Here is a 13,646-nt window from a genome sequence, read left to right on the forward strand (position 1 = left end):
CGCTTTGCCTGAACTGTTGGAGCTATATTGTGGATACTGATATCGCCTTAACGCTTCTTTTTGCACAGATTATCAAAAATTAAAAATAGTTTATTTCGTTTCAGAATCTCTATCCATTTTGTAAGCCTGTAATAAATATTCTCCATTGAAGTGAATGAGATGAGTAGAATCTCCCGCAACCCAAACATCGGTTTCCCAAGCAATCTCAGGCAAATACTCTACCATCGCTTTCCGGCTTAAAAAGCTTGTTACCATTACAATAGGAATTTTTATATCAGCAAAGATGACTTCAAGTTCTTTCTTGCGTTTAGGGTTAATTGGGCCATGAGAAGTTACAGCTTCAATTAAAACTAGCCAATCATTTTTTAGATGATGGATAATCACATCGGGCATTTTTCCATGAGAATTGATAGTAACGCCTAAATCTTTCAACCCCACTTTATTAAAATACGCGAACTTTTCATCTGTATCGCCAACATAAATCAGTTTTCCTCCAGGTGTAAAACGTTCTGCAAATTCATTAATAATCTTTTCAATCAGAATATTCTGACCACCTGGCGATAGAGTTTTTAACTTTCCTTCAATCACAATAGGAATACGTGATAGTTCCCGCTCCTGAGCATATCGTTTTTTCAAAGTTTCAACTGAAGCAAGGTAAGTACGAATGCTCTTTTTCCATTCAGTAGTTTCATAAGTACGTAAGAGTTCAAGCGCACTTTCTTCAATCTGATATACTGTTTTCGGACTATTAACGGGACGTTCAGGCGCATCTGGATTTACAATTATCAAAGCCGCATCTAAGAATTGATGGACTGTTTGGCGGCGAACACCTTCCCGCGAATTAGGTTCATATATTTTGCCATAGTGCTGTGCCATAAATTTCATCATTGGCGTAATTCCCATTAGGGGAGATGTAGCAGTATCCCAAGGAACAGTCGGTTTTAAGTCAAGTAAAGCCAAAAGAGTTAAGGCTGAACGCTCATTAAGTTGTGCCCGTGGAAGTCCAAGTTCAATTAGTATTTGCAATGCTTCATCAATACGGTTTTTGATGATTAAGGGGTTGTTTTCAGACTGATTGCTCATACTCAGTAACTCTTCTTGCACAAGTTCATCAATTTCTTTCTGTGATGGAAAATGCTCAGTAATATATAGTCCTACGGTCATTAGCTGCGCTATTGTCGGATATTTTAAATTTCGTAAATCGGTTGCATTAACCTGAGTATGCCCATTAAACAACCGGAAAAGTGCATCAACAAGGCTAGAGTTAAGATAAGCAGCAAGACCACGTGCTAAGGTAAGATTAAGTCCTTTTCCATTCTTGTGAAAATAATTCAGGTGATTTTCAAAACCTACCCAAGAACAATTAATTTGGTTAGCATCATATACAACAGCAACAACTCGCTTTTTTTCCTCTTTTGAGGAGAATCTTTTAGTCAAAACATAATGTTCATTTGGTACTAAAAGAGATACAGTTTGTTCTGCATATACCAGAGCTTGGTGTTTTTTAGTTACTTTGGGATACTCAACATATCCTCCTGAGAAATTCAATGGATAAATCAAAGGAACAGTATTTTTGTCTGGTATTAAACACAGATATTCTTTAGCACGAAAATCTACAACACGTCCCGTTGATACAGTTAATTCTAGGTCTTTTAATGTACAGGTAAAATTAGCCATTTTTTCAATGACCTGCTGACTTAGTGTATCGGGGATAATGTGGATAAATTGTTGCGAGTCGTTGGGAATAACTATCTCTGTATAAGGTGAGGAATTTGACAGAATAAAATCATCATCAGCATTTGAACTTGTACTGATAGTTACATTGTCAAATTTTGGTTTTTGTTTAACAGCATGAATAATAATCGTTTCCTGCAAAACTTCATCATCAATAAAAGCTTGCTGTCTGGATTCAAAAAGATGTATCTGGTCTAAAGCCATCATTTCCAAAAACATTCTGCGGAAGTCTCTAAAATATGGCCCATTACAGAAACTACGCGGCGAGATAGCTACAAGCTCTCCTCTTGATTCAAGAAGTTGAACTGTAGCAGCAATAAAACCTGTATATAAATTGCTGGCTTCTAATCCTATAGAACGTAACAAATTACGAACTTTGGAATGAGCGTTAATTTTTAAATATGGGGGATTGAGAATAGCATGGGTAAATCTGCAATTGTCAAGATTATCGAACAAACTAGGCTGAAGAAGTCTGACTGCATCCTCAATAAAATCCGTATCCCGGATCTCATAATTTAAAGAGATCCCAGCTATTTGACATTCTCTAGCACATAATTTCAATGTCTGATGCAAATACCCAATCAGAAAAGGGTCGATTTCATAGGCAACAATATCTAAATTGGCTGGGCGTTTTTGGCTGTGACAAAGATTAGCCACAAAAGCTGCAAGTAATGATCCTACTCCTGCTCCAGCGTCAAGTAGAGATATTTGAGGAAGATCGAGCTTGCCAAACATCCCAGCCATTAATTCTGCTACTGGAGCAGGAGTCAAAAATTGCCCCAGTTTTCCTTTTTGCTTTTGATCCTGTTTCAAGCTTGCAGCAATCCTCAGAATATCTACTTCATTGAGTAAGTTTCTGACAGAACATTTTGACAAGCTTTTGAATTCCAACGGCTTGTGATGATTGTCTGTAAACTCTCTACTGCTTGATTGGAACATCACGCCTCATTTTCACAGAACAAAAACCAACTTTATCAGGTTTTGAATTTCCGCCATGATATTTTAAGGGGAAACCGATGCAAGAAGCGTCCCTTTATCTAGAAATTATTTTAATATGCTTCATAAAGTCTTCGTTACTCGTCGCCTACCGATCGAATTAGAGCAACTGCGATCGCTCGCCACTGTGGAAGTTTGGCCAGAACGCCAACCCCCTCCCTATGAAATTTTACTAAAAAAAGTCAAAGAAATAGATGGATTGCTATGTTTGCTGACTGACCAAATCGATCGCCAACTCATCGAGTCAGGGAAACTCAAAGTCATCAGTCAAATGGCGGTGGGTTACGATAACATTGACATTGCCGCAGCCACGGCACGACAAATTCCCGTCGGTCATACTCCTGGGGTGTTAACCGATGCTACCGCAGATTTTGCCTGGGCATTACTAATGGCAGCTGCCCGGCGCGTAGTGGAGGCAGATCGGTTTACTCGTGCAGGTTTGTGGCAGACTTGGGAACCAGACTTGCTGTTGGGGCCAAATGTTACAGGTGCTACCTTGGGGATTGTTGGTTTTGGGCGCATTGGTCAAGCGCTCGCTCGTCGTGCCAAAGGGTTTGAAATGCGGATTTTGTATACGAGCAGGCAACGATACAGCCCAGAATTAGAACAATCTTTAGGTGTGGAGTTTGCTACGTTAGAACACTTACTGCAAGACTCAGATTTTGTAACACTGCATACGCCATCGGCTGATGATACTTATCATCTGATTAGCGATCGCCAATTTGAATTGATGAAGCGATCGGCTATTTTGATCAACACGGCGCGGGGAACTATTGTAGATCCCGATTCTCTGTATCGCGCCCTTGCAAGTGGTCAAATCGCTGCTGCGGCTGTAGATGTCACCGAACCAGAACCGATTCCTAGTGATAGCCTATTGTTGACCTTAGAAAATCTAATTATTGCACCTCATATTGGTAGTGCCAGCCGTCAAACGCGCTCAAAAATGGCAACAATGGCGATCGCTAATTTAATCGCGGGATTGAGAGGCGATCGTTTGGCTTATTGTGTCAACCCTGAAATTTATAATTCATAATTCATCAATGTCTTTTGATAACCTGTGCAAACTAATTTCAGAAAAACATCCCGTTACCTTTGCCAGTTGGGTTTTAGGTACACCCTTCGGGTTCGCCAGTCGCCTACTGCAAGAAACCCTCCCGCAGCGCTGGACTCACCACAAACTTCTGTGAAAGTCCTCAAAACTGAATTGAGTATTGAACCGATTCGCGCCGATTACGTCACATTTTTACAGTTACAAGGACGCATTTTACACCTGGAATTTCAAACTAAACTAGAATCCACGCTACCCCTGCCCAAAAGGCTATATTTTAGTGTTTAATTTTAAGTTAGACAATCGGAAGTATATTTCAAGCCAAATTAATGAATAATACTCTAGCTTCTACTTTAGGAGAACTACAAACAAAAATATATTGGCTACATGATGCTGAAAAATTTGCTGAATTGGCAGAAGCAGCAACTAAAATATATATGAAACTTGGATATGACCAACAAAAAGCAGAAATTGTTGGTCATTTAATTAGTGAAGCCTATCAGTTATCTGACGATGCTGATATATCATACAAGGCTGGAGACATCGAGAAAGAAATAAAATTTTATAATCAAGTAAAAGATAGATTTATAGAGGTTGAGGCTATATTAGGTCTACAAAAAAGTATAGCCGAGCATCAAATGAAATGGTGGATTTATTTTCGCCACAAACAGAAACTTCAAGTTATATATCACCTATTCTTACAACATTTCAAACCTTTGGGCTTCCGCTATTTATTTATAGCTGTACAACTAACATATTGTATGTTAAAGATAGGCAAAGGTCATAATTTGCGCGATATAGAAATAACTCACAAAAATACTACAAAATATTGGATGCAATTATTGAAATGTCATATTACAAAATATCCATATTTAGGTTAATTTAGTGTTTTGTAAAATATTCCAAGAAGCAAAGCGTAGTGTCTCGTAGAGAAAGTGATTTGATAAATTAAGCTTTTTGGCGAATTGCGCGTAAATCGTGGTTTTGTTTGTATATAGCGGTTCCCATTCAGATGCGGTACAAAATTATATCGTGGGGTGTAGGGGCACGGCACTGCCGTGCCCCTACGGGTGTACCTCACGCAAACGAGAAGCGCTATAGTTGCAGTTTATAACCACCCTTTTAAGTTTCTTACTCATTCCCTACGTAGTCAAGAAAGTTAAAAATTACTGTAATCCTCAAAGACTCAGCTAGTTTTAGTGTCAAATAGCTATTTGTTTAGTATTTAGCTGCCTTTCTATATTTGCAGATATATATCGAGATAAACACTCTTATATATAGAAACATATATTTCTTATATAGCATAGTTTAAATATCCATTTATACCTTGTGTTCTTTAACAAAAAGCTTCATGATTGATTGAGAAAGCCCATAGTTATAGATTGGTTAGTTAATAATGATGCCGATATACTTCATATATTTTTCAGATTATTAACAATAAAATATCTGATATTTATCTCAAGTTTACTTAGGTTGGAGTTTGATTAAATCATGCTAGAAGGATGGATTCAAATTGGATTAACGCTACTAATTGTAGTAGCAATCACTCCTGTTTTTGGGCGATACATGGCGCGTGTATACCGAGAACAAAGTACTTTTCTCGACCCGATTTTGAATCCGGTTGAGCGAGTGCTTTATTCTTTGGTTGGCGTTAAAACCAAAGAAAATATGACCGGCTGGCAGTATGGGCGGGCAATCCTATACAGCAACGTAGCAATGGGGTTGCTGATTTTCTTGATTATTATGAATCAAGGATGGCTGCCATTAAACCCAACTAAGATAGATGTCCCAACCTGGGATACAGTGCTGCATACGACTATTTCTTTTATTACTAACACCAACCAGCAGCACTATTCAGGTGAAACCTACATGAGCTATGGCAGCCAAATGTGGGGACTTGGTTATCACATGTTTACCTCTGCTGCTACTGGTTTAGCGGTAGGAATTGCCTTTATTCGCGGATTGACGGGTAGATCGTTGGGCAACTTTTATGTAGACCTAATTCGCTCGATTACCCGAATTTTACTGCCTATTTGTATTGTCGGCGCGATCGCTCTCATGGCAGCTGGCGTTCCCGAAACACTGGGGGGTGCGGTTGTATTCCCCACCTTGGAAAATCCGAATATCAGTCAGGCGATCGCTCGCGGCCCTGTTGCTCATTTTGAAATTATCAAGCAATTAGGGGAAAACGGCGGTGGCTTTTTTGCCATCAACTCTGCACACCCTTTTGAAAATCCCAACGGATTTTCTAACTTGATTCAGATTGTCGCCATGCTTTCGATTCCTACATCCCTAATTTACACTTATGGGTTGTTTGCGAATAACACTAAGCAAGCTTGGTTAGTCTACGGTATGGTTGGCGTACTCTATGTAATATTTATCATCATTACTGCCATTGGTGAATACAACGGTAATCCGGCTGTGAATGCACTGCTGGATAGTCAGCAACCGAATTTAGAGGGTAAAGAAGTCCGGTTTGGTTGGGCACAATCTGCATTATTTGCAACGAGTACAACTGGTACTATGTGCGGTGCAGTCAACAGTTTACACGATTCTTTCATGCCCAACGGCGGTTTTATTACCCTTTCCAATATGTTCTTGCAAATTATTTGGGGTGGACAGGGTACAGGAACCGCTTATCTATTTGCTTATCTGATTCTGGCTGTGTTCGCTACAGGGTTAATGGTGGGACGTACACCAGAATTTCTCGGACGCAAGATTGAAAAGCGCGAGGTTGTACTTGCTAGTTTTTTGATTCTGCTAGTTCACCCGATCGCAATTATGATTCCCGCAGGTATCGCCCTAGCGTTTCCCGATCAACTAGCAGGAATTAGCAATCCCGGATTCCACGGCTTTGCTCAAGTTATCTATGAATACGCCTCAGCTGCTGCTAACAACGGTTCTGGCTTTGAAGGCTTGGGAGATTCACAACCTTCACCTTTGGCAATATCTACAGGTACAGCACCAACTTTAACCGCTTTGTGGTGGAACTTGAGTACCTGCTTCAGTTTAATTGCTGGACGTTATATTCCCATCATCGGTTTGCTGTTTTTAGCAGATAGTATGTCTCGTAAGCAAGCTGTTCCTTACACCACTGGTACATTGCGAACCGATACCGGACTATTTACAGGCGTCACCGCAGGCGTGATTTTAATCCTGGGCGCACTTACATTCTTCCCAGTCTTAGCATTAGGCCCCATTGGTGAAGCCTTTTTTATCGCTAAAGGTATCGGCTAGGGATTGGGGATGAGGGGACAAGGGGACAAGGAGAATTAGAGACTGATTCATCCACTTCAAAACTCCATTCATCGACTTTGGAACTCCATTCATCGACTTCGGAACTCCATTCATCGACTTCGGAACTCCATTTATCGACTTCGGAACTCCATTCATCGACTTCGGAACTCCATTCATCGACTTCGGAACTCCATTCATCGACTTCGGAACTCCATTTATCGACTTCGGAACTCCATTTATCGACTTCGGAACTCCATTTATCGACCTCAGAACTCCATTCATCGACCTCAGAACTTCATTCATCGACTTCGGAACTCCATTCATCGACCTCAGAACTCCATTCATCGACTTTGGAACTCCATTCATCGACTTTGGAACTCCATTCATCGACTTTGGAACTCCGTTCATCCACCTCAAAGACTCATGCTCAAAATTTAATGTATGCCAATTACTACTGATTCTCCCTCGCCCCGTATTCCATCTGGAACTCGTGACTCGCGTAAACACACCTCCAAAACAGATATGCGGGGACTTTATCAAAGGGCAATTCGTGAGTCATTTGTCAAGCTAGATCCGCGAATTACTGTCAGAAACCCAGTGATGTTTGTTGTTTGGGTAGGGACAATTATCACCTTGCTTGTTACCCTTAACCCAAATCTGTTTGGCACAATCCAGGCTGATGTCAACCAACAACGCCTGTTAAATGGTTTGATTACCTTTATTCTCTTTTTCACCCTCGTTTTTGCCAACTTTGCCGAAGCCGTAGCTGAAGGACGCGGTAAAGCACAAGCTGATTCACTGCGCTCGACGCGATCGGATACGATCGCTAACAAAATCCTCCCCGATGGTTCGATAGCAAAAGTCAATTCTACGGAACTGCGACGGGGCGATTTAGTAAAAGTGGTTGCAAATAATATGATTCCCGCCGATGGCGATGTAATTAAAGGCATTGGCTCAGTGGATGAGTCGGCAATTACTGGGGAATCTGCCCCGGTACTGAAGCAACCAGGTACAGATATTGCCAGTTCAGTGACAGGCGGTACACGCCTACTCTCCGATGAGTTGACAATTCGCATCAGTGCCGATCCTGGTCAAGGCTTTATCGATCGCATGATTTCCCTGGTAGAAGGGGCAGAACGCAGCAAAACTCCCAACGAGATTGCTTTGACGGTATTGTTGGCAGTGTTAACACAGGTGTTCTTGATTGTGGTGGCAACTATGCCTCCCTTCGTGGGCTACATCGCCAGTTTTATCAGTACAGCCTTTGGGGCTGAGGCGGGAAACAGTTTGCGGGCGGGTGCTAGCGTTGCTATTCTCATCTCGCTACTGGTAGCTTTAATTCCCACAACTATCGGTGGTTTACTCAGTGCGATCGGTATTGCAGGGATGGATAGAGTAGCACAATTTAACGTCATCGCTACCTCTGGTCGAGCAGTAGAAGCTTGCGGTGACATCAACACCTTGGTACTGGATAAGACAGGCACGATCACCTTGGGTAATCGGATGGCTGATGAGTTTATTCCCCTGGATAACCACTCAATAATAGATGTGGCGCGAGTCTCTTTAGCTGCTAGCTTATTTGACGATACGCCAGAAGGTAAATCGATTGTACTTTTAGCAGAAAAATCTCAGGCTGGGGTAGACTTTAACATTGACAAAGCCGAAGGTGTAGAATTTTCCGCTAAAACCCGAATGAGCGGTACGAATCTACCTGATGGTAAACAAATTCGCAAAGGAGCGGTAGAGGCGATTAAGGGATTTGTCCGTTCCCGTGGCGGCAACGTTCCTGATGATATAGATGCAGCTTATGAGCGAGTTTCCCGGTTAGGCGGTACGCCTTTAGCTGTCTGCCAAGATGACAAAATTTATGGTGTCATCTACCTGAAAGATATTGTCAAACCTGGTTTGCGGGAACGGTTTGACCAACTCCGCCGCATGGGTGTTAAGACTATCATGCTCACAGGTGACAATCGAATTACCGCTTCAGTAATCGCTGAAGAGGCTGGGGTGGATGATTTCATTGCCGAAGCCACTCCAGAAGACAAAATTGAGGTGATTCGCTCGGAACAATCTGAGGGTAAACTGGTGGCAATGACTGGGGATGGTACGAACGATGCACCTGCTCTGGCTCAAGCAAATGTGGGTGTGGCGATGAATTCGGGGACGCAAGCTGCCAAAGAAGCTGCTAACATGGTGGACTTAGATTCAGACCCCACGAAGTTGATTGACTTAGTAACCATAGGTAAACAACTGCTAATTACTCGTGGAGCATTGACAACATTCTCCATCGCTAACGATATTGCTAAGTATTTTGCGATCATTCCCACAATCTTTGCTGCTGCTGGAATCGGCGCACTTAATATTATGGGATTAAAGAGTGCCCAATCTGCGATCGTCTCGGCGCTGATTTACAACGCCTTGATTATTCCGGCACTAATTCCGCTAGCACTCAAAGGGGTGAAGTTCTTACCTTTAACAGCAGATCAACTGTTACGTCGTAACATCTTCATCTTTGGTCTTGGCGGTATCGTTGCTCCCTTCATTGCCATCAAACTGATAGATATTATCCTACCTTTGTCTTAATTTACTATGAAACCTGTTCAGATCCGACGTGCGATCGCTGCATCCCAAGTATTAGAAGAAATAACCGAAATCTGGTGTCAATGGCGTAGACAAAAGCTGCCACTGTATTTGTTCTTAGCAATGTGTTTCAACCTAGTGGTTGCACCTGTAGTTTATGCAGCTACTGGTGAACAACTTTCCCGCAGTCAATCTTGGGGATTGGGGCTGTTAGGACTGGTGACACTGGGACTTTCCATCTATCTATTTTTTGTAATGTTTGTACCGGAGAAATTCTAATGAGTTTTGCACGCGAAGCTGGTAGAGCCGTTCGTTCTACCTTGGTACTCTGGGTAATTGGAGCGATTATTTATCCTTTTGCGATGATTGCCATTGGGCAAATTGTCTTTCCCTTTCAAGCAAACGGCAGTCTACTGAAAAATAGCACAGGTCAAGTTGTCGGTTCTGCTTTGATTGGTCAACCTTTTAGTAGCGATCGCTATTTTAACAGCCGTCCCAGTAGCACCAGCTACAGCACAGCCGATCCCAAAAAGGATGATGCGGGAGTTTTGAAAACTGGAGTTTCCGGTGCTAGTAACTTGGCTCCCAGTAATCCCGCATTGCTGGAACGCATTAAAGGTAAAGATGACCCAGACCCCAGCAAAAAAGTTGAAGGTGACTTCAATCGTCTGAAAACAGCAGGTGTACAACCGACTGGCGATCTAGTCTATACCTCCGGTTCCAGCCTTGATCCCCACATTACCCCGGAAGCTGCGATCGCGCAAGTTGCACGAGTAGCCAAGACGCGAGGAGTTCAGCCGAACCAACTCGAAACTTTAATTTCTCAAAACACCGATGGCCGCTTTCTCGGCATCTTTGGCGAACCTGGAGTTAATGTGTTAAAGCTGAATTTAGCTCTGGATAAGATTAAGGGATAAGGGCTTGGGAAATAGCAAAAAGTGAGTGATCTTGATTATTGCTACGCCTCCTATTCGGAATAGTTATTTATAGCAATCCTTAATGATTACTTAAAATCGAAAGCCTTAGATTAGGGACTTCCAAATAAAAAAATATCCCAAATTTTCTTGTAATATGGGTGTCCTTACCCATCTCATATTCAGGGTGAGCAGGACTTCGACGTGAGCGCTGAGTCGAATACTGCCCACCCGACAAGATTAGATAATTTATTTGTTGGAAATACCTTATGCTAGGATACTTTACAGGCAGTAAGGACAAGCTTAACCAAAATCAAGAACTGCAAAGTGTATGACAACATAACTTATTAACAAAGATAGAACCGAAAAACTTAAAGTAGCAGATAAATTATCTAGGTGCTATTCTAATTGCAAAAATGTTCTATACAGTCGTTAATTAAGTATGTATGCAAACATTAATTATTGATAACTATGACTCTTATACCTTTAATCTTTATCAGATGATTGCCGAGGTAAATGGTAAACTACCTCTAGTAATTTATAACGATCGCCTTAACTGGGATGAATTAAAAGAAATTGCATTTGACAACATTGTGATTTCACCTGGCCCCGGTCGTCCAGAAAGGTCAGAAGATTTTGGAGTCTGCCGACAGATAATTGAGAATGCGGATGTGCCCTTGCTGGGAGTCTGTCTGGGGCATCAAGGACTTGGCTACCTACATGGTGCAAGAGTGATTCATGCACCGGAAGTTCGACACGGTAGACTCAGTAAAATTTATCATAATAATTCGGAATTATTTCAAGGTATTCCTAGTAACTTTTCTGTGGTGCGCTATCACTCGTTATTAGTGGCTAATGAATTACCTGAGTGTCTAGAAAAAATTGCTTGGACTGAAGAAGGACTGGTGATGGGATTGCGTCATCGCCATCTACCTTTTTGGGGCGTGCAGTTTCATCCAGAGTCTATTTGTACAGAATATGGGCAAAAATTACTAGCAAACTTTCGAGATATTACGCTGCAATTTATAGAGAGATCGTCAAGGAGGCAGGAGGCAGGAGGCAGGAGGAAGAAGGCAGAAGGCAGGAGGGAGAGCCACCCACAAGGGGCAGGGCTTGAAAGCCTATTGGCAGAGTCAAGAAGTCCACAAACGCAATATTGGATTGGATATGGATCTGTTACTCCTGTTATTGATCGACCCCGCCTTCGCGCAGCGTCTCGTAGAGAAGAACAGGAAGAGAAGTTTGAATTGCATACACGCAAGTTAGATATCTGCCCAAATACAGAACAAATATTTGTACAGCTATTTGGGGATGCAGCAAACGCTTTTTGGCTAGATAGCAGCCGTGTAGAACTTGGTCTATCTCGCTTCTCGTTTATGGGTGATGGAAGTGGAGCAAACAGTTTATTGGTGCGATACCATACCCAAACACAAGAACTGATCGTCACACAGTCAGATACCGTGATTCATCGCACCGAAAGTATTTTTGAGTATTTGAGGCGGGAAATAGATTGCCGATTTTGTCAATCTGATCAGTTACCTTTTGATTTTAATTGTGGATTTGTTGGCTATTTTGGCTATGAACTCAAGGCGGAGTGTGGGTCGTCATTGGTGCATTCTTCACCATTACCTGATGCAATTTTCTTACTTGCTGATCGCATGATTGCGATCGATCATCAAGAACAGTGTCTTTATTTGCTGCAATTAATCAAAAAAGGACAAACAGAACAAGTAGAAACTTGGTTTGATACTATCCAACAACAACTCGAAACTCTCGATCCTCTTTTTGCTCTTGTACCCCAAGAAAATTGTCAGCCTGTTAAATTCCGTTTGAGTCGCACTTACCAAAATTACATTCAAGATATTCAGCAATGCTTGGACGAAATTCACAAAGGGGAAACTTATCAAGTTTGCCTGACAAATCAGCTGCACACCGATGCAACCCCCGACCCATTGACGTTCTACCGCACATTACGTAAAATCAACCCAGCTCCTTACTCTGCATTTTTGCGCTTTGGTGAAATTGCGATCGCTTGCTCATCTCCAGAAAGGTTTCTACGGATCGATCGCCAAGGATGGGTAGAAACTAAGCCGATTAAGGGAACCCTACCACGAGGAGAAACCCCCGAAGCCGATTTCGTCCTCCGTGAGAAGCTACGCAACAGCGAAAAAGACCGAGCTGAAAATCTGATGATTGTCGATCTGTTACGCAATGATTTGGGACGAGTCTGTGAAGTTGGTAGCATCCATGTACCAAAATTAATGGATGTGGAAACATACTCAACAGTACATCAGTTGGTGACAACGATACGCGGGCGGTTACGTTCAGATTTACAAGCGGTGGATTGCGTGCGGGCTGCATTTCCCGGAGGATCGATGACTGGTGCGCCCAAAATCCGCACCATGCAAATTATCGATCGCTTAGAACAAGAGGCGCGGGGAGTCTATTCAGGTGCGATCGGCTTTTTGGGTTTGAATGGTTCAGCCGATTTGAATATTGTGATTCGGACTGCTGTTTTGACTCCCGATCGAACCTCCATTGGCATCGGTGGTGGAATTATAGCCCTTTCTGAGCCGGAGATGGAGTTTCAGGAAACGCTGCTTAAAGCCAAAGCCTTAATCGACGCTCTGCTTCTGACGATGCACGGAACATCTGAACCAGATATGTATCCCATTTTGGGATTAGAAGCAACAACTGCCGATAGTTATGAAAAATTATCTGCCTAAATCAAAGACTTAAAAAAGGATGGAGATGTGTTTGGGGGGGCTATCCTGACACAAAACTGGCTACTATTAAAGACTCTTGAAACTAACATTTATATCCAAATTCCCTTGGGTTAAGGATTTTTGGTATTGATTTTTAACCTCAAGAGACGATAATTTTTGTGTCTCTACCAAAAATTTTGGGCTTCACTGACGATATTGACTTATATCCAACATTCCGCAGGTTGGAAGTTCAAAAGAATTAATAGTCAATAATTACTAATTTATCATCACAACTCCATACATAAATGCACTTTCTTGATTAAAGAATAAATTGAAAGATAAAAAGGAGGTAGCAAAAACTAGAGTTAAAAACAAGAAGCTAAAGTCGATATATAGCAAAAAATCGTGTAAAACTCCCTTATAAACCCAACC

The 13,646-nt window shown here is 41.9% G+C and carries 8 protein-coding genes and 1 pseudogene; 8 read left to right on the plus strand and 1 reads right to left on the minus strand.

Annotation, left to right across the window (positions count from 1 at the left end):
- Positions 1–90: 90 nt before the first annotated feature.
- A complete protein-coding gene (locus tag NLP_RS24755) occupies positions 91–2,673 on the minus strand; it encodes a BsuBI/PstI family type II restriction endonuclease (RefSeq protein WP_104908641.1) in 2,583 nt (860 codons plus the stop codon).
- Between the two features lie 115 nt (positions 2,674–2,788).
- On the opposite strand from NLP_RS24755, the gene NLP_RS24760 reads away from it, so the two are divergent.
- From NLP_RS24760 to pabB, 8 genes and pseudogenes are all read left to right on the plus strand, one after another.
- The gene (locus tag NLP_RS24760; protein ID WP_104908642.1) at positions 2,789–3,763 is read left to right on the plus strand and encodes a 2-hydroxyacid dehydrogenase; all 975 of its coding nucleotides are present in this window, start codon (positions 2,789–2,791) and stop codon (positions 3,761–3,763) included.
- Positions 3,764–3,770: 7 nt separating this feature from the next.
- A pseudogene (locus tag NLP_RS24765) lies at positions 3,771–4,051 on the plus strand (hypothetical protein); the annotation flags it as partial.
- A gap of 56 nt (positions 4,052–4,107) precedes the next feature.
- On the plus strand, positions 4,108–4,659 hold the full coding sequence (locus tag NLP_RS24770; protein ID WP_104908643.1) for a hypothetical protein: 552 nt from the start codon (positions 4,108–4,110) through the stop codon (positions 4,657–4,659).
- A gap of 610 nt (positions 4,660–5,269) precedes the next feature.
- Positions 5,270–7,015: a potassium-transporting ATPase subunit KdpA gene (gene kdpA, locus NLP_RS24775; protein ID WP_104908644.1), complete on the plus strand. Its 1,746-nt coding sequence runs from the start codon at positions 5,270–5,272 to the stop codon at positions 7,013–7,015.
- A 441-nt stretch (positions 7,016–7,456) separates the two neighbouring features.
- On the plus strand, positions 7,457–9,598 hold the full coding sequence (gene kdpB / locus NLP_RS24780) for a potassium-transporting ATPase subunit KdpB (RefSeq protein ID WP_104908645.1): 2,142 nt from the start codon (positions 7,457–7,459) through the stop codon (positions 9,596–9,598).
- A gap of 6 nt (positions 9,599–9,604) precedes the next feature.
- Entirely contained in the window at positions 9,605–9,874 is a 270-nt protein-coding gene (locus tag NLP_RS24785) for a potassium-transporting ATPase subunit F (RefSeq protein ID WP_104908646.1), read from the plus strand.
- Entirely contained in the window at positions 9,874–10,512 is a 639-nt protein-coding gene (gene kdpC / locus NLP_RS24790) for a K(+)-transporting ATPase subunit C (protein WP_104908647.1), read from the plus strand. Before NLP_RS24785 ends, kdpC begins: the two co-directional genes overlap by 1 nt.
- A gap of 443 nt (positions 10,513–10,955) precedes the next feature.
- Positions 10,956–13,235 carry an aminodeoxychorismate synthase component I gene (gene pabB, locus NLP_RS24795; RefSeq protein ID WP_104908648.1) on the plus strand — a complete coding sequence of 760 codons (2,280 nt, stop codon included), beginning with the start codon at positions 10,956–10,958 and terminating at the stop codon, positions 13,233–13,235.
- The last annotated feature ends 411 nt before the right edge of the window (positions 13,236–13,646 follow it).

The organism is Nostoc sp. 'Lobaria pulmonaria (5183) cyanobiont' (assembly GCF_002949795.1).
Lineage (GTDB): Bacteria > Cyanobacteriota > Cyanobacteriia > Cyanobacteriales > Nostocaceae > Nostoc.